We start from the raw sequence: 25123 nt of genomic DNA, 5'->3' as shown, positions 1-25123 counted from the left end.
GCATGCGCCTGGGCGTCATCGCCGACGACTTCACCGGCGCGACCGACATCGCGGGCTTCCTCGTCGCGAACGGGCTGCGCACCGTCCAGCTCAACGGCGTCCCGCCCGACGATCTCCCGGTGGAGGCGGATGCGGTGGTCATCAGCCTGAAGTCCCGTTCCTGCCCCGTGGAGAGGGCGGTCGCGGAGAGCCTGGCATCGCTGGAATGGCTGCGCGGGCGGGGCTGCCCACAGTTCTTCTTCAAGTACTGCTCCACCTTCGACAGCACGCCGCGGGGCAATATCGGGCCGGTGACCGACGCGCTGCTCGACGCGCTGGGCGAGGACTTCACCGTCGTCTGCCCGGCCCTGCCGGTGAACGGGCGCACGATCTACAACGGCTATCTCTTCGTGAACGGCGTGCCGCTGCACGAATCCGGCATGCGGCACCACCCCGTCACGCCGATGACCGACAGCAATCTCTTGCGCCTGATGGACGCCCAGTCCCGCGGCCGCAGCGGCAACGTGCCGCACGGCGTGATCGACAGGGGCGCGGCCGCGCTGCACAGCGCGCTCGCGGAGATGAGGGCGAGCGGCTTCCGCTACGCCGTGCTCGACGCGCTGGACGACGCGCACCTGGCGGTGATCGGCCAGGCCGTGTCGGACATGCGGCTCGTCACGGGCGGCTCCGGCCTGGCGGACGGCATGGCCCGTGGCTGGGGCGGCGGTCAGCGCGGCGTGGCCGATGCCGCGGCCGAGGGCCGCCCTTCCGGCGGGCGCGCGGTGATCCTCTCCGGCTCCTGCTCGGGGATGACCAACGCGCAGGTCGCCGCCTACCGCGCCGCCGCGCCCGCCCTTCCCGTCTCGGTCGAGCGCTGCCTCCTGGATGCCGGCTATACCGCGGAGCTGGCCGGCTGGGCCGCGGCGCAGCCGCGCGACGGCCTCGCGCCCCTGATTTACGCGACGATGCCGCCCGAGGGCGTGAAGGCGGTGCAGGACCGCTTCGGCGCGGCGGAGGCCAGCGCGGCGGTGGAGCGCGTCTTCGGCGCCCTGGCGCGGCGCCTGATGGAGGAGGGCTTCGAGCGCTTCATCGTCGCCGGCGGCGAGACCTCCGGCGTCGTCACCCAGTCGCTCGGCATCGGCGGGTTCCATATCGGCCCGCAGATCGCGCCGGGCGTGCCCTGGGTGCGGGCGGTGGGCAGGCCGCTCTCCCTTGCGCTGAAATCCGGCAATTTCGGCGGGGAGCGCTTCTTCTTCGAGGCGCAAGCGGCAGCATGAGAGGGGAAGCATGAGGATCGTCATCACCGGCGGGGCCGGCTTCCTGGGCAGCCGGCTCACCCGCGCGCTGCTGGCCCTGCGCGGCGCGGAGGGCGGGCTGCCGGCCTTCGACGGCATCCTCTCCGTCGATCTCGCGCCGAGCCCGGTGGACGACCCGCGCGTCGCCTCCGTGGTGGGCGACATCGCCGATCCCGCCTTCGCGCGGGAGGTGATCGGAGCGGAGACGGCCGGCGTCTATCACCTCGCCGCCGTGCTGAGCGGCGGGTCGGAGGAGGACTTCGACCTCGGCATGCGCGTGAACCTCGACGGCACCCGCGCGCTGCTGGAGGCCGCGCGGGCCACGGGCAGGGCGCCGCGCTTCGTCTTCGCCAGCTCCGTCGCCGTCTTCGGCGGGGCCCTGCCGGAGGTGGTGCCGGAGGCGACGGCGGTCATGCCTGCCTCCTCCTACGGCGCGCAGAAGGCGATGGGCGAGCTGCTGGTGAACGACTACTCCCGCAAGGGCTTCGTGGACGGCCGCGCCTGCCGCCTGCCCACCATCGTGGTCCGCCCGGGGAAGCCGAACTCCGCCACCTCCTCCTTCGCCAGCGGGATCATCCGCGAGCCGCTGGCGGGCCAGCCCTCGAACCTGCCGGTGCCGATGGGCACGCGGCTGTGGCTCTCCTCGCCGGACACGGTGGTCGCGAATCTCGTGCACGCGATGGCGCTGGATGGCGGGCGCATCGGCGCCTGGCGCGTGCTGAACCTGCCCGGCATCTGCGTGACGCCGGCGGAGATGCTCGCCAGCCTCGAGCGCGTGGGCGGCCCCGCCGCGCGCGCCCTCGTCACCGAGCGGCGAGACGAACGAATCGCCGGGATCGTCCTCTCCTGGCCCGGCGATTTCGAGGTGGACCGGCTCCTCGGCCTCGGCTTCCGCCGGGACGCGGATTTCGACGGGGTGGTCCGCCAGTACAGGGACGAGTTCGTGTCCTGACGCGCCCGGCCCTCCCGCGCCCCCGCCGGGGTGCTGCGCGGGTCCGCCGCGCGCGAGTCCCGGCCTAGCCCGGCGAAGGCTCCTGCCGGTCGAGGTGGCGGCGCAGGAGCTCCATGTTGCGGAGGTTGGCGCGGAAGAAGACGTCGCCGACGGAGCCCGCGACGGGCACCGCGCTGATCAGCGCGTCGAGGCCGACATTGGCGGCCATGCGCAGAAGCGTCCCGACAGGCACGCCGAGCCGGCGGGCCTCCCAGATGAGATAAGCCGACACCGCCGTCGGGACGATCGGCCCGACGCCCGGGATCAGGCTCAGCAAGGCGTCCGCGCCGAACCGGATGCCGGTGCCGGGGATGCGCCACCGGCTGTCGAACGCCCGCGCGATCCTCTCCAGGCGGGCATGGCCCGGCCGCGCGGGGCTGGCGGGCTTTCGCAAGGGGACGGTCGGGCTACGCATGCGGCTCCTCCACGCGGACCGCCCGGGCGGTCCCTGGAGGGGCTAACGCCCTTTCCCCACCCCTGGATTGAGGCTGTCGAGCGAGTGCCCCTGATATGGGGCCACGGCGCGGGAGCGGCCGGCGAGCAGGGGCTCGCGCCGGGGCCGAACCCCGCTCGCCCAGGTTGAGGAGGCGGCATCTGTCCCAGGCCTCCCGCTGGGACAGTGCCCGCCGGATTGCCCCGAACTGTCCCTTTCCCTCGGCCCGGCCGCGGCACACCCTTCCGGCAACGAACGAGACCAACGGGAAACGTCCAGCCATGAACCGTCGCCTCCTCCTCGGCTCCGCCCTCGCCCTGCCGGCGCTCGCCGCGCGCGCCCAGCAGCCGGGCTGGCCGGACCGCCCTGTGACCATCGTCGAGGGCTACCCGCCCGGCGGCGTCACCGACCTGGCGTCGCGCGCCGTCGCCGAGCCGATGTCGCGCCAGCTCGGCCAGCCCGTGGTGGTCGAGAACAGGCCGGGTGCGGCCACCTCCGTCGCCGCCACCTATGGCGCGCGGGCACGGCCGGACGGCTACACCCTCGTCATGGGCACGACCACCCTCGCCATCAACCAGACGCTCCAGCCCAACCTCACGCCGAAGGATCCCGGCAAGGAGCTCGATCCCGTCGGCATGGTCTTCCGCACGCCCTTCATCCTGCACGTCAATCCCGCCCTTCCCGTGCGGAACACGGCGGAGCTGATCGCCTACTGCAAGGCCAATCCGGGGAAGGTGCTCTTCGGCTCGCCCGGCACCGGCTCGGTCAGCCACCTGGCGCTGGAGATGTTCCGCGCCAGGGCGGGCGTCGACATCGTCCACGTCCCCTATCGCGGCGGCGCGCCGGCGGCGCTGGACCTGCGCCAGGGCCGGGTGCACGCGGTGTTCCAGGCGATCCAGGAGGCGAAGACCACGCTGTCCGACGGTGGCACGCGCGGGCTCGCCGTGACCGCGAGCGCGCCCATCCCCGGCTTCCCGGAGCTGCCGCCCATCGCAGAGATCCTGCCGGGCTTCGAGGTCTTCTTCTGGCAGGGCCTCTTCGCCCCGGCCGGCACGCCCGCCCCGGTGGTTGCCCGCGCCGCGGCCGCCCTGAGGGCCGCCACCTCCGACCCGGCGCTCCGCGCGCGCATGGCCGAGCAGGGCGTCGAGCTCGTCAGCGGCGACGCTGCGATGCTGCGCGCGGCGCTGGCCGACGACACGCGCCGCTGGGGCGACGTGATCCGCGAGGGGAACATCAGGCTCGAATAGGCGGCCCCTCCCCTCCCTCACATCACGCCGACCACCGCACCGGAACCGCCCCATGTCGATCAGTAATCTCACCTCCCGCATCCCCGGCTTCCACCGCATGAGCACGGCCGAGCGGCTGGAGGCCGTGGCCGCCTTCTCCGGGCTGGACGAGGCCACCGCCGCCCAGCTCGCCGCGCCGGGGAACATCGACCCGCACCTGGCCGACCACATGATCGAGAACGTGGTCGCGACCCTCTCCATCCCGATCGGCGTCGCCACCAACATGCGCGTGGACGGGCGCGACGTGCTCGTGCCGATGGCGACGGAGGAGTCCTCCGTCGTTGCCGCCGTCTGCAACTCCGCGCGCCAGTGCTACGATTCCGGCGGCTTCGTCACCTCCCTCTCGGGCAACCTGATGATCGCGCAGGTGCAGCTCACCGGCGTGACGGACCCGGAGAACGCGCGGCTGCGCATCCTCGAGCGGCGCGAGGAGATCGCCGCCATCTGCAACGGCTGCGACCCGATGCTCGTGAAGCTCGGCGGCGGCTTCCGCGACCTGGAGGTGCGCGTCATCGACTCCCGCGGCGGGCCGATGGTGGTGACGCACCTGATCGTCGACACGCGCGACGCCATGGGCGCCAACACCGTGAACACCATGGCCGAGAAGCTCGCGCCGGAGATCGAGTCCTGGACGGGCGGCAAGGTCTTCCTCCGCATCCTCTCCAACCTCGCCGACCGCCGCCTCGCCCGCGCCCGCGCCACCTGGACGGCCGAGGCGATCGGCGGGGAGGCGGTGCGCGACGGCATGATCTCCGCCTACCACTTCGCCGAGGCCGATCCGTACCGCGCCGCCACCCACAACAAGGGGGTCATGAACGGCGTCTCCGCCGTGGTGCTGGCCACCGGCAACGACACGCGCGCGGTGGAGGCGGGCGCCCACGCCTATGCCGCCCGCCGGGGCCGCTACTCCAGCCTCACGAGCTGGGAGGTGACGGCCGATGGCGGCCTCGCCGGCTCGATCGAGCTGCCCATGCCCGTCGGCCTCGTGGGCGGAGCCACGAAGATCCACCCCACCGCCCGTGCCTGCCTGAAGATCCTCGGCGTGACGACGGCGGCGGAGCTGGCGCGGATCATCGCCGCCGTCGGCCTCGCCCAGAACTTCGGCGCCATGAAGGCCCTGGCCACCACGGGCATCCAGAAGGGGCACATGGCCCTGCACGCCAACAACGTCGCCATCGCCGCCGGCGCAACCGGCGAGGAGGTGGCGCGGCTCGCCGCGATCCTCGTGGAGCGGCGGGAGGTCCGCCAGGACGTGGCCGTGGCGGAGCTGGAGAGGATGCGCGGCGGCTGAGCGTCAGGCCGCGCGGCGGAGGCGCTCCCGCAGGAAGTCCAGGAAGCGCGGGTCCGCCGTATGCGCCACGTTGAGGCGCAGCATGGCGGGGCCCGGCCCGCGCTCCGGGCTGAACACCGCGCCGGGCGCGAGGAAGATGCCGCGCGCCGCGGCCTCCCGAACGATCGCCGCCTCCTCGATCCCCGGGGGAAGCGGCGCCCAGAGATAGAACCCGCCGCCGGGCGGGCGCGAGGCGCGCAGGCCGGCCGCCGCGAGATGGACGAGGGCCGCGTCCGTCGCGCGCTCCACCCGCGCGCGCAGGCGGCGGAGATGGCGGAGATACTGGCCGCCCGCGATCAGCCCCGCCACCATCCGCTCCGCGTACTGCGACGTCGCCACCACCGTCAGCAGCTTCATGTGGGCGAGCGCCTGGATGGTGGCAGGCATCCCCGCGACGAAGCCGACGCGCAGGGAGGCGGAGAGCGTCTTCGAGAAGGTGCCGACATACATCACGCGCCGCAGCCCATCGAGCGCGGCGAGGCGCGTGGCGCTGGAGGGCAGGAGGTCCGCGAAGGGGTCGTCCTCCACGATCCCGAAGCCGTGCCGCTCCGCCGCCTGCAGCACGCCGTGGGCGACGACCGGGGAGAGCGTGCCGCCGGTGGGATTATGCGCGAGGGACTGCGTGAAGAAGAGCTTCGGGCGGACGAGCGCCAGCTTGGCCGCGAGGTCCTCCAGATCCGGCCCGTCCGCCCTCCGCCGCACGCCGATGATCCGCGCCCGCGCGAGGCGCAGCTTGCCGAAGAGCGGGTAGTAGCCGGGATCGTCCACCAGCACCGCGTCATCAGGCTCGATCATGTGCCGGACGATCAGGTCCAGGGCGTGGTTGGCGCCCTGGGTGAGCAGAACCTGCTCGGGCGCGCAGGGAATTGATCGCTCCTGGAGGGAGAGGGCGATGCGCTCGCGCAGCGGCGCGTATCCCCAGGTGCTGCCGTAGTCATGGGCCGGGCCGCTGCCGCCCAGCCGCGCGGCGCGCGCGAAATGCACCCCGAGCTCCGATTCCTCCATCCAGGCGGGCGGCGGCCGCCCCTCTCCCGGCCTGACGGTGTAGCGCGCCTCCGTCTGCTCCCGCAGGAGCGAGACGAGGTCCAGCGCCTCCTCCACCCCGGGCCCCGGGCTTCGGATGCTGGGCCGCGGTCCCGCGGCGACGAAGTAGCCGGCGCCCCGCCTGGCTTCCAGATGCCCGGAGGCGACGAGCTGGTCATAGGCGCCCGACAGCGTGTTCTTGGAGACGCCCTGCGTCCGGGCGCCCTCCCGCACGGAGGGCAGGCGCTCGCCCGGCCGCATGAGCCCGGCCTCGATGGCGGAGATCAGCCGGTCCACGATCGCGCGCGCTTTGAGGGGGGACGCCATGGAGGCCGATGCTGACCGAGGGAGGCCGCCCGCACTACCCCCTGCCTTCCCGCTGTTCACCACGCCGCAACGGCTGGCGGCGGGCGCCGGGCAGCGCTCGTTCCACCCTCGGCCCCGGCCTCACCACTGGAGCATCCGGGGCGCGGGCGCCTCAGCGGCTCGCGGGGTTCTCCGCCCCGCCCGGCGCGGGCTGCGCCCCGTCGCCTGCGCCCTCCGCGCGCGTCCGCTGCACCGCCTGCCGCTCGCGCGCGAGTTGCGCGCCGAGCTCGGTGAGTTCCTGGCGCTGCTGGTTGAGCCGGGACTGCGCCTCGGCGATCTGCGTCCCGAGCCCGGCGCGGCGCTGCTCGAGGGAGGACACCTCGTTCCGAAGGCTCTGCGCCTGCTCGCGCAGCCGCGCCTGTTCCTGCCGCTCGGCCTCGTTCGCCCCGGAGACCTGCTGGGCCTGCGCCTGGAGAGCGCGCACCCGCTCGCCCGCTTCCTCCGCGCTGCGCGTCGTGCCCGCCAGCCGGCCCTCCGCCTCGGTGAGCGCGGTGCGCCGCGCGGCCAGCGTCGCCTCGGTCGCCTGCACCTCTGCCCGCGCGGCCTGGAGGCGCCGCTCCTCGGTGGTGGCGCCGTCCCGCAGCTCGGCGAGGCGCCGCTCGGCCGCGCCGATCGTGCCGCGCAGCTCCGTGATCCTCGTCTCCAGGCCGCGCAGGGTGCCCGCGGCCTCCTCGCGCGCCGCCGTCAGGCGCGACAGCTCCGACTGCGCCTGCGCGATCCCGCTCTGGCGGTCCCGCAGCGTCGCTTCGGCGCCGGCGAGGGTGCCGCGCAGCTCGCCCAGGCGCTGCTGGGTCGCGTTGATCTGGCCGTTCAACTCGGCCGCGCGCGCTTCCTGCCCGCGGACGCGCCCGGCCGCCTCGTCGGCGGCGCGGCTCGCCTGGGCGAGGCGCCGCTCCTCGGCGGCGGCCCGCTCGCCCAGCGCCGAGAGCTGAGTGCTCTGGGTGGCCGACTGGTCGCGGAGCGTCGCGAGTCTCTGATCCGCTGCCGCCGCCTGCTCGCGGAGCGTGCCGAGATTGCGCTCCCTCTCGGCGATCGTATCCCGGTGCTGGCCCGAGGCCTGCTGAAGCTGTTCAATCTCCGCTTGCAGACCCGCGAGACGCCGCTCCTCATTGGCGATGCTGGCCCGCAGGCTGCTCGCATTCCGGTCGGCAGCCACGCGTGACGCCTGCGAGGCGGCGAGCAGGCTGCGGGCGCGGCCCAGGCGCCCCTCGATCGCCGCCAGGTCACCCGCGGCGCGGCGCTCTGCTTCCAGCGTGGCTTCGAGTTCGTTCACACGCTGCTGGAGAAGGCCGGTCTGCGCGCGGGACTCCGCGAGGCTCTGCTCGGTCGCGGCGATGCGGCTGCTCTGCTCGATGGTCAGCCCACAACCGGGCAAGGACATCGCCACAACCGGGCACAGGGCCAGCATCGGATGTCGTGCCCAGCTCGGCAGCTTGACCATGAGACCGCCCCCCAATCCGCGCGGCCCTCACTGGCCACGGCGGCAACATACCGCCCATGCTTTCCGGCGAGGTCAAGATGGCAGGGCGGCCGCCGCGGACAGGGCTCGGATGGTCGTGCGCGGCGAGGACCGCCGGCGCGAAGGCCCCCGCGGCGCGTTGTTCCGGTTCCCGAAACCAGGCGAGCGGGCGCTCGCGCGTGGGTGCCGCTGGAACCGCCGGCAACCTGGCGGGGCTTACGACGGAGAGGCGGCGCGCTCGCCTCCGGCGGTACCCGTCCGCGCCTCCGACTCCGCCGCGCGGGCGAGCTCCTCGTTGAAGCCCATGAGCCGGAAGTCCGTCATCCGCATGGGATAGAGAATGCCGTCCAGGTGGTCGTTCTCGTGCTGGACAACCCCGGCATGGAAGCCGCCCACCTCGGCGGTGACGGTCCGGCCGTCGCAGTCCACGCCGGTGTAGCGCACGCGCCTGAAGCGCGGGACAGCGGCCCGCAGCCCGGGGATCGACAGGCATCCCTCCCAGCGCAGGTGCTTCTCCTCATCGAGCGGCTCGACAACCGGATTGATCACGACCGTGTTGCCGACCACCGTGTCGTCGGGCGCTCCGCTGGAACGGGTGGGCAGGACCCGGAAGACGAACAGGCGCAGCGGCACATGGACCTGCGGTGCGGCGAGGCCGGCGCCCGGCGCGTCCTCCATCGTCTCGAACATGTCCTGCACGAGGCGGCGGATCTCGGGCGCCGCCGGATCGTCGACGGGCCGGCACCTCTCCAGAAGAACCGGATGACCCATGCGGGCGATCTTCAGAATAGCCATGTGCCGCTCCTGTTCGTCACAGTACCGGGGTGCAGTTGTGGCCCGCATCGGCACGTCGCAGAAGACGTCCCGTGCGCCTTGGCCGCGCACCTTGCCGGACCGTCCCCAGCTTGGCCGCGATCCGGATCAGCAGTCCCCCGTCCCGCGGTCGCTCTGGGTCGCGCTGCTCACGCCGCCCCCTTGCCGCCACTGCGGACGGCGCCTGCCAGGGCGTCCTTCGGCTTCGCCTTGCCCGTGGCGCTCCTGCCGCCCTGGGGAGCACGGCCGGCGGGAGGACGAGGAGGGAGATGGGCCATGGGATGCCTCTGCCTGCGTGGTGGGACCTGGCAGCCGGGGCAACACCGCTTCCGGCTTCCGCCCGAAGAGGGGCGGGCCTGAGCGCAGAGAGGCCTGGAGCGCCGGTCGAAGGCAAACGGCACCACCAACTCCGGGCCGGGCTCGTCAGCAAGGACGACACGGCACCCTCGGGCAGGTTCCATGCGGGACAGGCGTGGGAATACGGCACGCCTCCTGTTCCGCGCAGGCCTGACCTCTCCCACCTTGTCATCGAACGGGCCTGCAATGGTCTGGGAACTGGGGTCAGGTCGATCTCGTGACCGATACGGCACTCGTCAGCTTCTCGCACGCCGTTGCCAGAGCATGCGCCGCAAATCGCTGACCCTCATGACGGCCGGCGGCTGCCTCTTGATCGGCTCGCAGACGTGATCGTGCATCTTCGTGCAAGCGGATGGTTTCAGCCCGGCTGGGTCCGCAGCCCGTGGTTGCTTCCAGCATGCACGCCGGGTCAAGCGCTTCGGCGAGAAGAGGCGCTATATCGTCGAGGAACCGCCCGGTTTCCTCGGTGTAGGCGGTACGAAGCGCCGCTTCAGGGTCAGCTCCCTCCATCGCCAACCGCACATATCGTCCAGTGACATGATGAGCTTCGCGGAACGGTAGGCCGTAGGTGGAGCTCAGAAGGTCGGCAACGGCAGTGGCCGTGGCGAAATTTTCGCTGACCAGTCCTCTCATCCTGTCCCTCCTGGGGGTGGCGCACTCCACCACGATAGAGGCCGCCGGCAGCATGGCCCTGAGTTCCTCAAGCGCTTCCCAGAGCCAGCGACCCGCCTCGAGACTTACCTCCTGGCTGTGACCGAAGGGGACTGCGCGCAGGGCGGTGATGCCGGTCACCATGGCCCCGAGAAGCGCCGCCGGGCGTGCCTTGAGATTCTCAAGAACCGTCAGGTTTTTCTTCTGCGGCATGATGGATGAGGTGCTGGCCACCCGGTCCGGGAATTCCAGCATGCCGAACTCGTAGGTCGACCAGAGATAGAAGTCCTGGCCTAGCCGGCCGATCGTCATGGACAGCTGTGTCCCGACACTTGCCAACTCGATCACGGCGTCAGGATTGGCGACGGAGTCCAGAGGGTGCGGTTGCGCCCGCGAGAAGCCCAGTAGCTTGGCGGTTCATTCGCGGCAGATCGGATGCCGTGTCCCGGCGAATGCTCCTGCACCGAGGGGGCACTCATCCTGAACCGCCCCGGGTTCCCCGGAGGCTCCAACTCTTGAGAGGATGGAGCCATGACGAAGAAGACCTCGAACCGATATTCGCCTGAAGTTCGAGAACGGGCGGTACGGATGGTGGTGGACCACGGGGGTGACCACGCCTCGCAGTGGGCCGCCATCGGCTCGATCGCGGCCAAGATCGGGTGCACGAGCGAGACACTCCGCGGCTGGGTGAGGCAGGCCGAGCGCGACCAGGGCCTGCGGCCGGGCCCGACGGGCGCGGAGGGGGAGCGGATCAAGGCTTTGGAACGCGAGGTCCGCGAGCTTCGCCAAGCGAACGAGATCCTGCGCAAGGCGTCCGCGTATTTTGCCCAGGCGGAGCTCGACCGCCGGTTCAGGCCATGATCGCCTTCATCAACGATCACCGCGAGGTCTACGGTGTCGAGCCGATCTGCAAGATGCTGCCGATTGCCCCACTGGCCTATCACGCTCATGCCGCCCGGCGTGGTCCGTGGCAGTGCCCCGGACCCGGCCAAGGCCTCGCCGCGTACCCGGCGGGACCTGGTGATGGTGGAGCAGATCCGACGGGTGCATGCCGCCAATTCTGGGGTCTACGGCGCCCGCAAGGTCTGGCGGCAGCTCGGCCGGGAGGGCATCGCGGTGGCCCGCTGCACGGTGGAACGACTGATGCGGAGCATGGGCCTGCGCGGCGTCGTCCGCGGCAAGGAGGTCAAGACCACGATCGCCGACAAGGCTTTGCCCTGCCCGGCGGACAAGGTGAACCGCCAGTTCCGGGCGGCGCGGCCGGACATGCTGTGGGTCTCAGATTTCACCCCCGTGGCCACTTAGCAGGGCTTTGTGTATGCCGCCTTCGTTATTGACGTCTTCGCCCGCCGCATTGTCGGCTGGCGGGTCTCGCGGACGGCTCATGCGGGCTTTGTCCTCGACGCCCTGGAGCAAGCCCTGCATGACCGCCGCCCGGCGAAAGGCGGCCTGACCCACCATAGCGACAGGGGCGGACAATACGTCAGCATCCGGTACACGGAACGGCTCCTGGAGGCCGGGATCGAGCCCTCGGTCGGGAGCGTCGGCGACAGCTACGACAACGCCCTCGCCGAGACCGTCATCGGCCTGTTCAAGACCGAGGTCATCCGCCGCCGTGGCCCGTGGCGATCCCTGGAGACGGTCGAGTACGCCACCCTCGAATGGGTGGACTGGTTCAACCACCGCCTCCTCCTCGAGCCGATCGGTAACATGCCACCGGCCGAAGCGGAGGCGCGCTACTACGGCAGGCTTGAGAAGCCCGCCCTGGCCGCGTAACCCAAACCAATCAGCCTCCGGCAAACCCGGGGCGGTTCACGCCACCAAATCCGCATGGATCCGCCGCACCGTCCGCCGCCCCTTGCGGCCCTTATCCGCCTCCACCCTCAGCCACTCCGACAGCTTGTCGGCAAACGGGTCCAGGCGGCTCGGGCGCTCAGGGACCTTGAACCTCACCTCCACGGCGCCCGACCGCAGGTACTTGCGGATCGTGTTCCGTGACAGACCCGTCCGTCGCTCGATCTCGCGGATCGGGATGCGATCCCGGTGATGCCACCGGCGGATCACGCTCGACAACTCCATGTCGATCACTCCGATAACCCCGGCCGTCCGGCCAGGGAGGTGAACAGACACAGGTCATTTCTCGGCGAAAACTTCGGCCCTCTCCGGGGCAGCTCTCACTGCAAATCAACACTCGGCGGTTCACCAGCCCGGCAAGCCCCTCGGCGTTGTAGCGATGCACCCAGTCTCGCAGCGTCTGACGGTCCATGCCGCAGCCCTCGGCCGCCTCCTCACGCGAGGCCCCCTCCAGCACCCAAACCAGCCGTCGGGAGAAGCGAATCACAACCGCCGCACGGGCGGGATCACATCCGAGTCAGTGGCCAAGGCGGTTGGTATCAGGCGTCCGTCTGGTCCTTTACTTCCGCGACGCTGCCACCTCGAGCTCCGGCCAAATCCAGATGAAGTCGTGATCGCCGATGGGATCGCCGGCGGTACGCTGGGACGAAGGTTATGAGCGTTTCGAGCCAGCCCACCATCCCCTCTCGTCCCTTTGCCGTGCGGGCTTCCTTGGGCGGCGAGATGTTGCCCTGCGCCAAGATTGGCTGGTCGAGAGCTGGGCGGTGGTGCTCCTGCTGACGCCGCACGAGCAGTCGTTCCCTGACTTCAAGCGGCGTGGGGCTTGTAGCCCTTCGCCTCTGCTTCCGAGCGCTCCTTCTAGAAGGTCATGTCCGCCTCCTTGCCGAACATCACCCGAACGCCGATGGCGCCCTTGCTCACCCGGGGATTCCCGCCGTTCTGGGCTCGGTGCTCGGCCACCCAGCGCTTGAACATCGGGTCTTCCTGGGAGCATCCCGCGAACTCGAGCACCCCAGCGAACTCTTCCTCCTTGCAACGCTTGACCATCCGTCAGACCTCTACCGATGGATGCAAAAGAGCGCTGGCGCAGTTTCGTTCAGCGGTCCCCCGTCTTGCGGTTGCTCTGGGTGGCGCTGCTCACGCCGCCCCCCTTGCCGCCGCTGTTGCCGGCGCCGGCACGGGCGTCCTTGGGGTTCGCCTTGCCCCCGGTCGCATTCTTGCCGCCCTGGGGAGCGCGGCCTGCGGGAGGAAGAGGAGGAAGGTTAGCCATGGTGTTTGCCTCGTGGTTCTGGAGAGGATGAACGGTGCAGCGGGAGAAGACGCAGTTCGGCGCAAGGCTGATCGATCGATAGCGCCCGAAGCTCGGGCCTCACTGCGCGGGTTTGGTGAAAGAGGCCCACCGCCCGAGGGATGGGAACACCAACTTCGGGCTGAAACGTCCAGCGAGGATGGTGTGGTTACAATGCCCTAAAGCTTGTAGACTGAACCGCCCAAGTCCCAAGCTTCGGAGACAACGGCCTCTCCGGAGAGCGAAACCGGCACTCGTTCCGCACTCGAAGTATCAAGGCGCACGCCGGGAATGTCGCGGAGACGCACGGAAAAGCGCGATCCCAACCTCACCAGAGAAGAGTTGTTCTGAGAGAGATTGGAGCGGGCGAAGGGATTCGAACCCTCGACCCCGACCTTGGCAAGGTCGTGCTCTACCCCTGAGCTACGCCCGCGCTCCGTGTGGCGGCCGTATGTCACGGCTCGGCGGGGCTTGCAACCCCCCTTCCGCCGCAAGATGGATCGCCCATGCCAGAAACCCCGGAATCCCTCCTATCCCGTCTCAAAGCGGCGGGCATCCCCGCCGTCACCCACCGCCACCCGCCGCTCCACACGGTCGCCGAGAGCCAGGCGCTGCGGGGGGACCTGCCGGGGCTGCACGTGAAGAACCTCTTCCTCCGGGCGAAGCCGCCCCAGCCCTTCCTCCTCGTCGTGGCGGAGGAGAACGCGCCGCTCTCCATCAACGCCCTCGCCCGCCGGCTCGGCACGGGCCGCCTCTCCATGGCGAGCGCGGAGGAGCTGTGGGAGCGGCTGGGGGTGCGGCCGGGCTCGGTCACGCCGCTCGCCCTCGTCAACGCCGCGCCGGGCAGCGTGCGGACCGTGATCGACAGGCGGTTGCTGGAGGGGGCCGGGCCGGTCAATGTCCATCCCCTGACGAACGAGGCCACCACCGCCCTCGCCCCGGCCGATCTCCGCCGCTTCATCGAGGGGCTCGGCCACGCGCTGGAGCCGCTGGACCTGGCGGAACCGCTTGCCTGAGAGCCCGCGCGGCGCATCTATGGGGGAAAGGGGCCGCCCGCCCCCGCCAGATCCCCGGAAGACGAGAGAATGAGCACCACACTCGACCAGACCCCGCCGCCCGCCGCCGACATCATCAAGGACGGCGACCAGAAGAGCTTCATGCAGGACGTCGTCGCTGCCTCGCGCGAGGTGCCGGTGCTCGTGGACTTCTGGGCCACCTGGTGTGGCCCCTGCAAGCAGCTCACCCCCGCGCTGGAGAAGGTGGTGCGCGCCGCCGGCGGCCGCGTGCGGCTGGTGAAGATCGACATCGACAAGAACCGGGCCCTCGTCCAGCAGCTCGCCCAGCTCGGCCTGCCCCTGCAGTCCGTGCCCACCGTCGCCGCCTTCTGGCAGGGCCAGATCGCCGACCTCTTCCAGGGCGCCCTCCCCGAGGGCGAGCTGAAGAAGTTCATCGAGAACCTCCTCAAGCTCGCCGGCGGCCAGATGCCCTCCGCCGACCTGCTGGCCGAGGCGAAGGCCGCCGCCGAGGAGGGGGACCACCAGACGGCCCTCGAGCTCTACGGGGCGCTGGCCCAGCAGGAGCCGGAGAACGCCGCCGCCATGGCCGGCGTCGCCCGCTCGCTGATGGAGCTGGGCGAGGAGGAGCAGGCCGCCGGGGTGATCGAGAGCCTGCCCCAGAAGATGCAGGACCATGCCGAGGTCACGGCCGTCCGCAGCGCGCTGGAGCTGGCCCGCGCGGGCCGGGAGGCGCGCGGCAAGCTGGCCGAGTTCGAGTCCCGGCTCGCGGCCGACCCGGACGACCATGCCGCCCGCATCGACCTCGCCGTCGCCCTCAACGCGGCGAATGACCGCGCGGGCGCGGCGGACGCCCTGCTGGAAGCCTTCCGCCGGGACCGCGAGTGGAACGACCAGGCCGCCCGCAAGCAGCTCCTGAAGTTCTTCGAGGCCTGGGGATTCGAGGACCCGGCGACCAAGGCCGGGCGCCGCAAGCTCTCCTCCCTCCTGTTCAGCTAGGGGAAAGGGACCACTTCCGGTTCTCCGGGGGGCGCGCCGGCCGCGGCGCGCCCCTCCCCACCTCCAGCGAGCGGGAACCGTCGGTCATGGCATTCCACCCCAAGGGCCTCGGCGACCTGCCCACCGAGATCGCCGTCTTCCCCCTCCCCGGCGCGCTCCTCCTGCCCGGCGGCCGCCTGCCGCTGAACATCTTCGAGCCCCGCTACCTCGCCCTGGTGGAGGACAGCCTCGGCGCCGGGCGCTGCTTCGGCATGATCCAGCCCGACCCCTGTGCCCAGCCCGAAGTCTCCGCCAGAGTCTCCACCGAGGCCTCCCCTGGCACCTTGCCCGGCGCCGCCCAGGGTGCCTCCCGGGGCGCTCCCGGCCCCGGCCTCTACCGCACGGGCTGCCTCGGCCGCCTCTCCTCCTTCGCCGAGACGGAGGACGGGCGCTTCCTCATCAGCCTCACCGGCCTCATCCGCTTCACCGTGGAGGAGGAGCTGCCGGGCCGCGCCGGCTACCGCCGTGTCCGCCCGCGCTACGATGCCTTCGCCGGCGATCTCGACCGCAGCCCCCTCCCCTCCGCGCTGGACCGCCCGGCGCTGCTCGGCGCGCTGCGGGCCTATTTCCGGACCCACGGCATCGAGGCGAACTGGGAATCGATCGAGCGGCTGGAGGACGCAGCCCTCGTGACCAACCTCGCCATGGTCTGCCCCTTCGAGCCCGCGGAGAAGCAGGCCCTGCTGGAGGCGCCCGACCCCGCGGCCCGCGCCGCGACCCTGACCGCGATGCTGCGGATGGACAGCCTGGCCAGACCGGGCCAAGACATCCGCCCGAGCTGAGGACCACCGGATGAGCCAGACCACGACCCCGACCGGCACGCCAACGGGCAGCCCCATGGGCGACGCCAACCCCGGGGTCGATCCCCGCCTGCTGGAGATCCTCGTCTGCCCCGTCACCAAGGGCCCGCTCCGCTACGACCGCGCGGCGGGCGAGCTGGTGAGCGAGAGCGCGGGCCTCGCCTATCCCATCCGGGACGGCATCCCCATCATGCTGCCCGACGAGGCCCGCCGCATCGGGGACTGAGGTGCCCACCCCCACCGAGATCCGCCTCGACCGCGCCGAGCGCCGGCTGGAGGTGGCCTTCGACGACGGCAGCGCCTTCAGCCTGCCGGCCGAGTACCTGCGGGTGGAGAGCCCCTCGGCCGAGGTCCAGGGCCACGGCCCCGGGCAGAAGACCCTTGTCTCGGGCAAGCGGGCCGTGGCGATCGTGGCAGTGGAGCCGGTGGGGAACTACGCCGTCCGCCTCGTCTTCGACGACCGCCACGACACCGGCCTTTACACCTGGGAGACGCTCCACCAGCTCGGGCGCGAGTACGAGGCGCGCTGGGCGGAGTACCTCGCCGCGATCGAGGCGCAGGGCCTCTCGCGGGACCTGCGCGGGCGGGCGGCGGGGCGCGCGGGCTGAGGCGCCGCGCCCCATCTCGGCCCCTTACCCCTCCCCGCAGTTCAGCAGGTCGTTCACCAGCACCGCGTCCGGGTTCTGCCGCGCCTGCACGCGGATGAGGGCGCAGCGCCGGTTGCGCGCGTTGCGGGGATCGAAGGCGGTGGAGGTCGCCTGCCAGTTCGAGCCGAGCTGGGGATCGAACAGGCTCGCGGGATCGAGGTTCATGAACTCGTAGAACTCGCTCAGCACCGCCGTGCCGATATGCATCTCGGTCAGCGCGGGCACCACGGCGCTCACCTCCTGCAGGTCCCGCACCGTCCAGTCCTCCTGCCGCTTCCCGGCGATGCCGAGGAGGAAGGCGCGCGTCGCTGGCTCGATCCGGGGATCGTTGAGGAAGCGCCGGATGCTCGGCGGGATGAAGCGCTGCGCGGGCACGTCCCCGTCCGGGCCGCGCGGGGTGGCGGCGCCGTTCAGCAGCGGCGGGGGCGCCGGGCGCGCGCGCCGCAGGGCGGGCACCACGCGCCGCTCGTTCCAGGGGCCGCTCGGCTCCGGCGGCTGCGCCATCCCCGCCGCGGGGGCCAGGAGGAGGGCGAGCGCGAGGAGCGCCCTAGCGGACGGTCGCAGTGCCCTGGCCCTGCTGGAAGATCGTTGCACCGCCCGCTCCCGGTCCTGTCTGCTGCACGCGGATGTTGCCCGCGGCCCCGCTCTGGTCAATCCGCACGCCCGCGCCGCCGGTCTGCAGGCTCTCGGCCGAGAAATTACTACCGCTCTGCGTGATGATAGACGAGTTGCCCGAGCCTTGCTGGAGGACGCGGGCGGTGTTGTTAGAGCCGGTCTGGTTCGTCTCGGCCAAGTTTCCGCTACCGGATTGGACTACGTCGGAGACCTGCCCGCTGCCGCTGCGGGAGAGGATACGTTGGGTTGCCTGATCGGTCATGGTGAGCGTGTCCGCCGCCATGGCCGATCCTGCCGCGCCCGCTGCCAGCATGAAGAGGAGCTTCTTCATGACCCTTCCTCAAAAGGTGGCGGGGAGGCCTCCCCCCCGCCGGGTTGCCAGCGATCAGCGCTGGATCTGGCGTGAGACGTTGTTCGTGCCGGTCTGATACGCGTTGGCCGTCAGGTTCCGCCCCGACTGGTCAGTGCGGGCGTCGTTGGTGTCACCCGACTGGTGCACGGTGGCGAACATGAACGAGCCGCCGATCTGCTTGCTTTCCGCGTAGTTCCCACGGCCTGCAAACTGGCTCTGAGTGATGCTGCTGTCGGTGGCGGATCCCTGCTCCGCAATGGCGCGGCTAGCCGTGCCATACTGGGACTGGGTCACGCTGCTGCGGTCAGACCCCGTTTGGTCGGAGCGCGCGTTGTTCTCGTTGCCAGATTGAAACTGCGTGACCGTCTGGTTGTTGCCGGTCTGGTAGGCGCGGGCCTGATTGGCGTTACCGAGCTGGCTCTGGGTGCCCGTGTTGTTGTCGCCGTTCTGGCGGATGAACACGCCCCAGCCGAAGCCGGTCCCGGCGCCCGTGTTGTCGCGGCCGGACTGAAGCTGCGTCGCCCGGTTGTTGTTGCCGACCTGCTCGACGCGGCCACGGTTGTTGCTGGCACTGCTAGTCTGGGTCTGGCTGCTGGCGTTGCCGTTCCGGTCCTGTGTGGCCTCGAACCGGCCGCTGGAGCCTCGCTGCTCCTGATGGTTGTTGTTGTTGTCACCGACCTGATCAATCTGCGCAAAGTTGTCGGCCGCCATGGCGCCGAAGGAGAGGCCGAGCACGGCCACGCCCGCAAGAAGAAGCTTCTTCATGGTGTCGTCTTTCATTTTGGACATTGTTTTTCCCTCCTATGCACCACCACGGCCGCTCTGTCCGTCGGGAGGGTTTCCGGCGGTGGCCTGTGGTGGAATCCTGCCGTCGCGGGTGGTCAGGTACTCGCGGATCAGCGCGCGCCCGCGCTCGGCATCCGCAAAGCCCCAGTAGTCCTTGCTCGCTCCCTCGACGACGAGGGCGTGGACCGCCTTCTCGATCGCCTGGCGGACGGCGAGCTGCCGCGGCTCGTTCGTCGTGTAACCGGCCTCGATCTGCAGCAGCTTGTTGAAGCCGACATAGCGGTTCGCCCCGCCCTGGAGGCCGATGCTGTAGATCGTCTTGTCCGTGGTCACGCTGGCCAGCACCTCGCCGGTCAGCACGCTGACCGCGCGGAGGAAGACCGAGACGTTGTCCCGCCGGTACTCCGTGTTGCCGCCGATGCCAAGGAAGTTCGCCCCCAGCCCGCCCGTCAGCACGTTGCTGTCATAGGCGATGATGCCGCCCGTGATCAGCAGCCCCGCGTTGCGCAGCGGCCCGATGGGCGGCAGCGGGCGCCCGTCCGGCCCGACATGCTCGGAGCGGTTGGCGCGGATGATCTGCCGCTCCTGGAACAGGTCGGCCACCCGGTTGCGCTCCACCACCCGGAACCAGGGCGTGTTGCTCCGCCCCGCTTCCATCAGCGCGTTGATGAGGATGGAGGCGCCGCCCTGGGTCACGGCGAAGCTGTACTCGGCAAAGTTGTTGTTCGGCCGGTGCTGGCCCGTCTGGTCGAGGAAGCTGAACACCGCCACGTCCAGCCGCTGGCGCGGCGCGGGAAGCTCCCGCAGCTCGTCCACCGTCTCGGTGCGCGCGCCGAGCGTCGCGCTCTCGGCGAGGATCGTGGCAGGCGTGGTGCCGCACGCGGCCAGGGCGAGCAGCGAGGCTGCCGCCGCAAGGTTCCGGAATGTCTGCATGGCTCTCTTAGAAGTTCGGCACGGGGAGGGTGACGCGGGTCTGCCCGCCGGTTGCCCCTTCGTTGATGTCGATCACGATCTGCCCGCCCATCCGCTGGAAGGCGACGGAGGTTCCGCCCACGCTGAAGGTGCCGCTGTCCCGCGCGTTCTCGCCCAGGATCTGCTGGCCGATCGTGCTGGCGATCTGGCTGAGCAGGCTGGAGGTGATCTGGCGCTGGAACTGCGCCGCCGGATCGTTCGAGAGGCCGAGCGCGTTCTGCTGCTGCCGGTCCCGCTTCGACTGGGGGCTTTCGAGGTAACGGAAGTTATTCGCGGAGGCCTGGCCAAGTATATAAGGGCCGTTAAGCGGGCTTCCGCCAAATGACGGGTTGACGGGCTGGTAGACCAGATCCCTCGCCACCGAGACTGAGGTCATGGATAACTGGCCCATGACAAGGGCGACAGCGGCCAGTGCCGATCTGTACATTATTTCCTCCCGCAGTACGCGCCGTTTCATTTTCGCTCTGGCGCACACCGTATCGTTTCGGCGGAAGGCGGCTATAGGCAGTTTTGGCGATTCCTGGGCGGGGCCTTTTTCAAAAATTAAAAATTGAGCAAATAATGCGATAAGCTTCGCGATCATATTAACGCTGCATAATATCGTAACTATCGGCGGTTGCGCTGGGGCCTCTTCACCGATCGTTCTCTGCAATCGTTGCGGGAGCAATACGCACCAATTTCTTCTTTCGACCAAGAAATAACATATTAGTGAACTCAACGCCCGGGGAAGTCGGGCGTTGCGTACCTCAGCCCTCCAGCCCCATCCCCGCCAGCACCCCCTCAGCCCGCCGCGCGGCAGGGTCCTCGGGCCCGAGGCCGAGGCTGCCGAGGGTGGAAAAGAGGTGCCGCCGCGCCTCGCGCCGCGGACGGTCCGCCACCACGCGCTCCATGAGCGGCACCAGGGCCGCGGCATAGGCGGTGGGCGCGTGGCGCTCCAGTGCAACCTCCCGCGCCCGCGCGCCGAGGGCGGCGGCCTCCGCGGGATTCGCCAGCACCCATTCGAGGTGCCGCATCGCGTCCAGCGCCTCCTCCTCCGGCCGGCAGGAGAGGACGGTGCCGGCGGGGATCTCGGCGTAGCAGCCGTGATCCGTCACCAGGGTCGGGCGGCCCGAGGCCATGGCGGTGATGACCGAGGCCGAGGCGCCCTCCAGCACGGGATTGCGGAGGCAGGCGATGACGTCCACGTCGCGCAGCCGCCAGCGGAGGTCCTCGTCGTCAACCCAGCCCGTGAACTCGGGCGGCTCCGCGCCGAGCAGCTCCGCCAGCCCCGTCAGCCGCGCGCGCTCGGCGGGGGCGGCCTCGCCGATCACCCTGAGCCGGCAGCGCCGCCGCAGCAGCCCCGACGAGCCAATCGCCAGCACGATCTGGTCGAGGCGCTTGTTCGGGTTCGCATGGCCGATGGCCGCAACCGTGATCCGGTCCCAGGGCGAGGGGAACGGGGGCATGCCGGACGCCGTGAATGCGAGGGGAATGACCTCCACCGGCCCGGGGCAGACGCGGCGCAGATGCCCGGCGTAATGGCCGGAATGCGCCACGGCGCCGGCGCAGTGGGAAGCCAGCCAGTCCAGCATCGGCCGGCGGCGGACCATGTCCGCCAGATCGGCCCAGAAGGCCTCGCCGTCGCGCATCCCCTCCGGCCCGTACAGGTCCCGCGCGGTACGCCAGGCACCGTGCGGATCGCCCACATGCTCGAAGTGCCCTGCGGCAAGATGCCCGAGGAAGAAGTCGTGGAAGATGCCGATCATGGACACCCCGCGCAGCCGCGGGACCAGGGCGCCGTGATAGGGATGGTGATTGCCGATATGCGCCACCACGACGTCGAACCGGCGCCGCAGCGCGTCGTCGTCCAGCGCGTCGATATGCTCCACGGGAAAGATGCCGGTGTGGGGCGGCATGGCAGCCGCCTCTCCCACTTCGGTGCGCAGCACCGTCAGCCGATGCCCTTGCGCCGCGAGCGAGCGGCCCACCTCGGCGGCCGCATCGGCGATGGCCGACCGCCCGTTCCACGGCGTCGCCCAGCCGATCCGAAGCCCACTCACGACACCAGCCTCTCGACCGTGGTCGGCCAGTCCAGCCCTTCCGCCTCCATGGCAGCGCGCCCGGCAAGGCCCATGCTGCGCGCGCGGGCAGCGTTGGATGCAAGGGCCACCATGGCCTCGCCCAGCGCCTCGGCCGTTGGAGGGACGACGCGGCCGTTCTCCGCGTCCCGCACGATGTCGAGCACCCCGCCCGCATCGGTCGCGGTGATCACCGGCTTGGCGGCCTGGAAGGCCTCCATGGTGCAATAGCCCAAGCTGTCCTCGTCGAAGGGTAGATAGGCCACGGCCAGCGCCCCGTTGACCATGCGCGCGAGATCCGCGCGCGGCACGAAGCGGAGGTCGAGCGTCACTCGATCCTCCACGCCTTCGGCCGCGGCGAGGCGGCGCAGGGCCTCGGCATCGGCCTGGCTGTCGGGCGGCCCCGCGATCACCAGTCTCACGCCCGGAGCATGGCGCAGCGCGCGCACGAGAAGGCCCTGCCGCTTCGCGTCGTTGACCCGGCCGGTGGCGAGCACGTAGCCCTCGGCCTCGCCGCCGGGAAACAACTCGGGATCGTTCAGCGGCGGCCGGAGCACCTCGCTGTCGAAGCCGTTGTAGTGCTTGAGGCGCCGGCCGGTGATGGGGGCGTTGGTGTGGATGCGCTTCGCCTCGGAGAAGGCCAGCGCGTCTCCCGCGCGGATCGCGGCGAGGATCCGCTCCCCCTCCGGGCCCGGAGGGATGTTGCTCTGCCCGGCATCCAGCAGGTCGTAGGCCTGACGGTACTGGTGCAGGAGCCAGAGCACCTTGTCGTGCCACGGGATCATGTAGGCCGGGAACTTCAGCCCGATCACCCGGTCCACATGGCTTAGCCGGAGACGGCGGGCGATGAGCATCTCGTCCAGGAGGCCCTCGGCCGGATTCCAGGAGAAGGGGATGCGCATCCCCTCCGCCTCGATGCCCTGGCGACGAAGGTTGAGGACGAGATGGTCGTACAGCTCCTCCGCCCCGCCATGTACGAAGGGCACGATGGTGCTCAGGACGAGAACCTTCATGCGAGTAGCTGCTCCAGTACCGCGTCCCAGTCGATCCCCAATTCCGCCACGCGGGCCGTGGCGGCCTGGCCCAGTTGCGAGGCCAGGGCGCGGTCGTCGTAGAGGCGGTCGAAGGCGGCGCCGAGGGCGGCGGGGTCGGGCGGGGTCATCAGCCCCTCCACCCCGTCCCGCACGAACTCCGTTACCCCACCCGAATCCGTCGTCGTCACCGTCGCGCGCCCGGCATGGGCGGCTTCGATGGTGGGATAGCCGTAGCTGTCCTCGTCGAAGGGCAGGTAGGCGGAGGCGAGCGCCGTCTCCAGCAGATCCGCCTTCTCCTCCTCGGTGATCCAGCGGTCCTCGATCGCCACGCGGTCGGCCACGCCCAGGCGCCGCGCCGTCTCCCGCAGCTCCTCGACATAGGCGGGGTTCATCGAGCTGCCGCAGAGCCGCAGCCGCACGGGACTCCGCGTGTGCCCCATCGCCTCCACCATCAGGTGCTGGCGCTTGTGCGGCTCCATGCGGCAGATCGAGACGATCTCGTCGCCGTAAGGCCCCGAGCGGAACCGCTCGGGTTGCTGCACCGGGGGATAGAGCACCTCGCTCTCCACTCCGTTGAAGCGCCGCAGCCTGTCCCCCACCACGCGGGAATTGGTGAAGACCCGGTGCGCCTCGGCCAGCGCCGCATTGTCCGCCCGCATGATCGCCGCCCGCAGCGCCCGCCCGGCCGCGTCGTCCGCCACGGGGCGGTGCTCCGTGTCCCAGAGGTCGTAGAAGACGCGGATGTGGTGGATGAACCAGACCACCTTGCAGCGGTGCCGCACGGCATGCGCGGGCGGGCGGAAGGTGATGACCCGGTCGAAGTAGTCGTCCAGCCGGACCATCCGGAACGCCGCCATCTGGGGCAGCACGTCCTCGGGCTCATCGACGAAGGGAAGATAGAGCACCTCCACCTCGTGCCCGCGCTCGACGAGCCTCTCCTTCAACCAGTCCACGATGAAGCGGTAGCCGCCGCCGACGAGCGGCACCGCCGAAGAGATCAGGCCGATCCTCATGGCGTGGCGGGGAGGAGCGCGATCATGCGAGACGCAGTTCCGGATAGGCGGAAACGGGCCGCTGCAGCATCAGCAGATTGACCGAGTGCAGGGCGGAAAGGTCCTGGACCGGCCGGGCGGGACGAACGACGCCAAGCGTCTCGTCCACCTCGTAGGGGGTGAAGCCCACGCCGGTGAACAGCGCCATCCAGTCCGCCGGCGTGATCCCCGCGCGCTTCAGATGCTCGGGCCCGAACTCCACCAGCACCGCCATCTCAGGGTTCTCGGCGAGGATGCGGCGCATGCCGCGCCATGCCTGTGGCTCGTAGCCCTCGACATCGATCTTCGCGAGGCGGATCCGCGTGCCCGGCTCCACCAGCTCGTCGAGGGGCTTCACCTCCACCTCCTCCACCCCTTCCGATCCGGGGAGGCCGAGCAGGGAGGAATGGCCGGAGGTCATGCCGATGTTCAGCACCGCGCGGCCCGGCGCCTCCCCGGCCGCGGCATGATGGAGCGACACCCGCTCCGCCACCCCGTTCAGCGCGAGGCTCCGCCCGAGCAGCCCCGCCACGCGCGAGCCCGCCTCCACCGCGATCACCCGGCCGGAGGTGCCGACACGGCGGGCCGCCGGCAGCACCGTCAGGCCGATATTGGCGCCGACGTCCAGCACGACGTCGCCCTCCCGCAGGATGGCCTGGATCACCGCCACCGTTCCCGGCTCCAGCCTGCCGCCGCTCTCGAACATGGCGATGAGCAACGGCACGTCCTCGGTGGGGATCAGTAGATATCCCTCGGGCGTCCGCGCGAGCACCTCCTGGCCGAGTGGGATCGCCACGCGCTGCACAAGGGTGTCGGAGCGCTGCAGGAGAGTGTCGGAGCGCTGCACGAGCGCGTCGGAGCTTTGAACAAGAACATCAGAGCGCTGCAGGAGAGTGTCGGAACGCTGCATGACGGCGTCGGTGCGCTGTCCGATGAGGACGGGAATACCTTCCAAGAGCGCGCGCGAGTCCCGACCCAAAGCCCCCAAGGCCGCCTGCTCCAGCCTCAGAGAGTCGAGCGCGACCTGCAGGCTGCGCAACTGGGTGCGGACGGCGTTGACGGCGCCCGGCAATCCCCCGCCCGCCTGCCTGTCGGGAGAGGAGCCCGCCGCCTCTGGAGTGGGGTGCAGGATCGTGATCTCCTCGCGCAGGCGCTCTTCGACCTTGTCCAGCCGCCCGCCAACTTCCTCGCGCAGCTGGCCCTCGATCCCATCAAGCCGCCGGCTGATCTCCGCGCTCCTGTCGATCAGGGCGCCGAGTGTCGCGACGGTCCTACGCAGATGCTCCTCGACGCGCTCGAGCCGCTCCGCGACGTCGCGCATCGCAGGGCCGAGCGCCGCGTCCTCCACCGCCTGCCGCATGCGGAGCTGGACGCGGTTGAGGAACGGGGCCGCGAAGGGGCGCAGGCCGCTCAGCATGAGCCGGCCGGCCTTTCGGTGAACTGGCCTCGGATCCTGGGACGGAGCCATGTCTGATCCTTCCGTCAATGCCATCCCTCGGCGGGACGCGATGCGGTTCGTGGAAGCGCCCGCCGGGCCGGACGAGCCCCGGTGGTGAGCCCTGACCTCACCCCTTCCCCTGTGCCTGGAGGGCGGCCCGGAGTGCGTGCTGGACGCGGTCGAGTTCGTCGTCGGTGAGGGCGGGGAAGCTGGGC

At 70.7% G+C, this 25123-nt stretch carries 23 protein-coding genes, 1 tRNA gene, 3 pseudogenes and 1 other annotated feature; of the genes and pseudogenes, 10 read left to right on the top strand and 17 right to left on the bottom strand.

Annotation, left to right across the window (positions count from 1 at the left end):
* Positions 1-2: 2 nt before the first annotated feature.
* Together otnK and denD are read left to right on the top strand one after the other, a co-directional pair.
* On the top strand, positions 3-1256 hold the full coding sequence (gene otnK, locus FHS87_RS16400) for a 3-oxo-tetronate kinase (protein ID WP_184520475.1): 1254 nt from the start codon (positions 3-5) through the stop codon (positions 1254-1256).
* Positions 1257-1266: 10 nt separating this feature from the next.
* A complete protein-coding gene (gene denD / locus FHS87_RS16395; protein WP_184520474.1) occupies positions 1267-2226 on the top strand; it encodes a D-erythronate dehydrogenase in 960 nt (319 codons plus the stop codon).
* Positions 2227-2290: 64 nt separating this feature from the next.
* Here denD and FHS87_RS16390 read toward each other — a convergent pair whose 3' ends face one another.
* On the bottom strand, positions 2291-2680 hold the full coding sequence (locus tag FHS87_RS16390) for a DUF4112 domain-containing protein (protein WP_184520473.1): 390 nt from the start codon (positions 2678-2680) through the stop codon (positions 2291-2293).
* Between the two features lie 299 nt (positions 2681-2979).
* On the opposite strand from FHS87_RS16390, the gene FHS87_RS16385 reads away from it, so the two are divergent.
* Positions 2980-3945 carry a Bug family tripartite tricarboxylate transporter substrate binding protein gene (locus tag FHS87_RS16385; protein ID WP_184520472.1) on the top strand — a complete coding sequence of 322 codons (966 nt, stop codon included), beginning with the start codon at positions 2980-2982 and terminating at the stop codon, positions 3943-3945.
* A 52-nt stretch (positions 3946-3997) separates the two neighbouring features.
* Positions 3998-5275, top strand: coding sequence for a hydroxymethylglutaryl-CoA reductase, degradative (locus FHS87_RS16380; protein WP_184520471.1), 1278 nt, complete (start codon positions 3998-4000; stop codon positions 5273-5275).
* Between the two features lie 3 nt (positions 5276-5278).
* On the opposite strand, the gene FHS87_RS16375 is transcribed toward FHS87_RS16380, so the two are convergent.
* The 4 genes from FHS87_RS16375 to FHS87_RS16360 form a co-directional block, all read right to left on the bottom strand.
* On the bottom strand, positions 5279-6664 hold the full coding sequence (locus tag FHS87_RS16375; protein ID WP_184520470.1) for an aminotransferase-like domain-containing protein: 1386 nt from the start codon (positions 6662-6664) through the stop codon (positions 5279-5281).
* A 151-nt stretch (positions 6665-6815) separates the two neighbouring features.
* A complete protein-coding gene (locus FHS87_RS16370) occupies positions 6816-8084 on the bottom strand; it encodes a coiled-coil domain-containing protein (RefSeq protein ID WP_184520469.1) in 1269 nt (422 codons plus the stop codon).
* A gap of 294 nt (positions 8085-8378) precedes the next feature.
* A complete protein-coding gene (gene def / locus FHS87_RS16365) occupies positions 8379-8957 on the bottom strand; it encodes a peptide deformylase (protein WP_184520468.1) in 579 nt (192 codons plus the stop codon).
* 579 nt (positions 8958-9536) lie between these two features.
* Positions 9537-10388: a lyase family protein gene (locus FHS87_RS16360; RefSeq protein WP_281394492.1), complete on the bottom strand. Its 852-nt coding sequence runs from the start codon at positions 10386-10388 to the stop codon at positions 9537-9539.
* Positions 10389-10514: 126 nt separating this feature from the next.
* Here FHS87_RS16360 and FHS87_RS16355 point away from each other — a divergent pair.
* Positions 10515-11759 (top strand): annotated as a pseudogene (locus tag FHS87_RS16355) (IS3 family transposase).
* Positions 10799-10915: a sequence feature (AL1L pseudoknot), on the top strand. (Overlaps the previous pseudogene by 117 nt.)
* 39 nt (positions 11760-11798) lie before the next feature.
* Here the strand turns inward: FHS87_RS16355 and FHS87_RS16350 are convergent.
* From FHS87_RS16350 to FHS87_RS16340, 3 genes and pseudogenes are all read right to left on the bottom strand, one after another.
* A pseudogene (locus FHS87_RS16350) lies at positions 11799-12062 on the bottom strand (IS21 family transposase); the annotation flags it as partial.
* A gap of 115 nt (positions 12063-12177) precedes the next feature.
* Positions 12178-12294, bottom strand: a pseudogene (locus FHS87_RS16345) (helix-turn-helix domain-containing protein); the annotation flags it as partial.
* Positions 12295-13483: 1189 nt separating this feature from the next.
* Positions 13484-13558, bottom strand: a tRNA-Gly gene (locus tag FHS87_RS16340).
* Positions 13559-13631: 73 nt separating this feature from the next.
* On the opposite strand from FHS87_RS16340, the gene FHS87_RS16335 reads away from it, so the two are divergent.
* The 5 genes from FHS87_RS16335 to FHS87_RS16315 all read left to right on the top strand — a co-directional run bounded on the left by FHS87_RS16335 (position 13632) and on the right by FHS87_RS16315 (position 16584).
* The gene (locus FHS87_RS16335; protein WP_184520466.1) at positions 13632-14141 is read left to right on the top strand and encodes a prolyl-tRNA synthetase associated domain-containing protein; all 510 of its coding nucleotides are present in this window, start codon (positions 13632-13634) and stop codon (positions 14139-14141) included.
* A 69-nt stretch (positions 14142-14210) separates the two neighbouring features.
* Positions 14211-15137 carry a tetratricopeptide repeat protein gene (locus FHS87_RS16330; protein WP_184520465.1) on the top strand — a complete coding sequence of 309 codons (927 nt, stop codon included), beginning with the start codon at positions 14211-14213 and terminating at the stop codon, positions 15135-15137.
* Between the two features lie 86 nt (positions 15138-15223).
* The gene (locus FHS87_RS16325) at positions 15224-15958 is read left to right on the top strand and encodes an LON peptidase substrate-binding domain-containing protein (protein ID WP_184520464.1); all 735 of its coding nucleotides are present in this window, start codon (positions 15224-15226) and stop codon (positions 15956-15958) included.
* Positions 15959-16013: 55 nt separating this feature from the next.
* Positions 16014-16202 carry a Trm112 family protein gene (locus tag FHS87_RS16320; RefSeq protein ID WP_184520522.1) on the top strand — a complete coding sequence of 63 codons (189 nt, stop codon included), beginning with the start codon at positions 16014-16016 and terminating at the stop codon, positions 16200-16202.
* Between the two features lies 1 nt (position 16203).
* Entirely contained in the window at positions 16204-16584 is a 381-nt protein-coding gene (locus FHS87_RS16315) for a gamma-butyrobetaine hydroxylase-like domain-containing protein (RefSeq protein WP_184520463.1), read from the top strand.
* A gap of 24 nt (positions 16585-16608) precedes the next feature.
* Here FHS87_RS16315 and FHS87_RS16310 read toward each other — a convergent pair whose 3' ends face one another.
* From FHS87_RS16310 to FHS87_RS16270, 9 genes are all read right to left on the bottom strand, one after another.
* Positions 16609-17217 (bottom strand): hypothetical protein, encoded by a 609-nt coding sequence (locus FHS87_RS16310; RefSeq protein ID WP_184520462.1) that lies wholly within the window; start codon positions 17215-17217, stop codon positions 16609-16611.
* The gene (locus tag FHS87_RS16305; protein WP_184520461.1) at positions 17171-17569 is read right to left on the bottom strand and encodes a hypothetical protein; all 399 of its coding nucleotides are present in this window, start codon (positions 17567-17569) and stop codon (positions 17171-17173) included. Before FHS87_RS16305 ends, FHS87_RS16310 begins: the two co-directional genes overlap by 47 nt.
* A 54-nt stretch (positions 17570-17623) precedes the next feature.
* Entirely contained in the window at positions 17624-18370 is a 747-nt protein-coding gene (locus FHS87_RS16300; RefSeq protein WP_184520460.1) for a hypothetical protein, read from the bottom strand.
* Between the two features lie 21 nt (positions 18371-18391).
* Complete coding sequence (locus tag FHS87_RS16295; protein ID WP_184520459.1) at positions 18392-19309, bottom strand: CsgG/HfaB family protein; 918 nt, start codon at positions 19307-19309, stop codon at positions 18392-18394.
* Positions 19310-19316: 7 nt separating this feature from the next.
* Positions 19317-19931 carry a curli assembly protein CsgF gene (locus FHS87_RS16290; RefSeq protein ID WP_184520458.1) on the bottom strand — a complete coding sequence of 205 codons (615 nt, stop codon included), beginning with the start codon at positions 19929-19931 and terminating at the stop codon, positions 19317-19319.
* Between the two features lie 163 nt (positions 19932-20094).
* Positions 20095-21387, bottom strand: a complete 1293-nt coding sequence (locus FHS87_RS24505) for a glycosyltransferase (RefSeq protein ID WP_184520457.1) — start codon at positions 21385-21387, stop codon at positions 20095-20097.
* Complete coding sequence (locus tag FHS87_RS16280) at positions 21384-22418, bottom strand: glycosyltransferase family 4 protein (RefSeq protein ID WP_184520456.1); 1035 nt, start codon at positions 22416-22418, stop codon at positions 21384-21386. The genes FHS87_RS24505 and FHS87_RS16280 overlap by 4 nt, the downstream gene beginning before the upstream one ends.
* Positions 22415-23452, bottom strand: a complete 1038-nt coding sequence (locus FHS87_RS16275) for a glycosyltransferase family 4 protein (RefSeq protein ID WP_184520455.1) — start codon at positions 23450-23452, stop codon at positions 22415-22417. The genes FHS87_RS16280 and FHS87_RS16275 overlap by 4 nt, the downstream gene beginning before the upstream one ends.
* Positions 23453-23474: 22 nt before the next feature.
* On the bottom strand, positions 23475-24887 hold the full coding sequence (locus FHS87_RS16270) for an FkbM family methyltransferase (protein ID WP_184520454.1): 1413 nt from the start codon (positions 24885-24887) through the stop codon (positions 23475-23477).
* Positions 24888-25123 lie beyond the last annotated feature (236 nt).

Source organism: Muricoccus pecuniae (genome assembly GCF_014199205.1).
Classification (GTDB): domain Bacteria; phylum Pseudomonadota; class Alphaproteobacteria; order Acetobacterales; family Acetobacteraceae; genus Roseomonas; species Roseomonas pecuniae.
Note: the sequence above shows the minus strand (reverse complement) of the source record. Positions and strands in the feature narration are given on the sequence as shown.

Coding starts and splice junctions, on each gene's coding strand:
- FHS87_RS16320 (WP_184520522.1), top strand. CDS start 16,014: ATGGGCGACGCCAACCCCGGGGTCGATCCCCGCCTGCTGGAGATCCTC.
- FHS87_RS16270 (WP_184520454.1), bottom strand. CDS start 24,887: ATGCTGAGCGGCCTGCGCCCCTTCGCGGCCCCGTTCCTCAACCGCGTC.
- FHS87_RS16295 (WP_184520459.1), bottom strand. CDS start 19,309: ATGCAGACATTCCGGAACCTTGCGGCGGCAGCCTCGCTGCTCGCCCTG.
- FHS87_RS16280 (WP_184520456.1), bottom strand. CDS start 22,418: ATGAAGGTTCTCGTCCTGAGCACCATCGTGCCCTTCGTACATGGCGGG.
- otnK (WP_184520475.1), top strand. CDS start 3: ATGCGCCTGGGCGTCATCGCCGACGACTTCACCGGCGCGACCGACATC.
- def (WP_184520468.1), bottom strand. CDS start 8,957: ATGGCTATTCTGAAGATCGCCCGCATGGGTCATCCGGTTCTTCTGGAG.
- FHS87_RS16335 (WP_184520466.1), top strand. CDS start 13,632: ATGCCAGAAACCCCGGAATCCCTCCTATCCCGTCTCAAAGCGGCGGGC.
- FHS87_RS16390 (WP_184520473.1), bottom strand. CDS start 2,680: ATGCGTAGCCCGACCGTCCCCTTGCGAAAGCCCGCCAGCCCCGCGCGG.
- FHS87_RS16325 (WP_184520464.1), top strand. CDS start 15,224: ATGGCATTCCACCCCAAGGGCCTCGGCGACCTGCCCACCGAGATCGCC.
- FHS87_RS16330 (WP_184520465.1), top strand. CDS start 14,211: ATGAGCACCACACTCGACCAGACCCCGCCGCCCGCCGCCGACATCATC.
- FHS87_RS16385 (WP_184520472.1), top strand. CDS start 2,980: ATGAACCGTCGCCTCCTCCTCGGCTCCGCCCTCGCCCTGCCGGCGCTC.
- FHS87_RS16375 (WP_184520470.1), bottom strand. CDS start 6,664: ATGGCGTCCCCCCTCAAAGCGCGCGCGATCGTGGACCGGCTGATCTCC.
- FHS87_RS16300 (WP_184520460.1), bottom strand. CDS start 18,370: ATGAAAGACGACACCATGAAGAAGCTTCTTCTTGCGGGCGTGGCCGTG.
- FHS87_RS16370 (WP_184520469.1), bottom strand. CDS start 8,084: ATGTCCTTGCCCGGTTGTGGGCTGACCATCGAGCAGAGCAGCCGCATC.
- denD (WP_184520474.1), top strand. CDS start 1,267: ATGAGGATCGTCATCACCGGCGGGGCCGGCTTCCTGGGCAGCCGGCTC.
- FHS87_RS16275 (WP_184520455.1), bottom strand. CDS start 23,452: ATGAGGATCGGCCTGATCTCTTCGGCGGTGCCGCTCGTCGGCGGCGGC.
- FHS87_RS16380 (WP_184520471.1), top strand. CDS start 3,998: ATGTCGATCAGTAATCTCACCTCCCGCATCCCCGGCTTCCACCGCATG.
- FHS87_RS16305 (WP_184520461.1), bottom strand. CDS start 17,569: ATGAAGAAGCTCCTCTTCATGCTGGCAGCGGGCGCGGCAGGATCGGCC.
- FHS87_RS16290 (WP_184520458.1), bottom strand. CDS start 19,931: ATGATCGCGAAGCTTATCGCATTATTTGCTCAATTTTTAATTTTTGAA.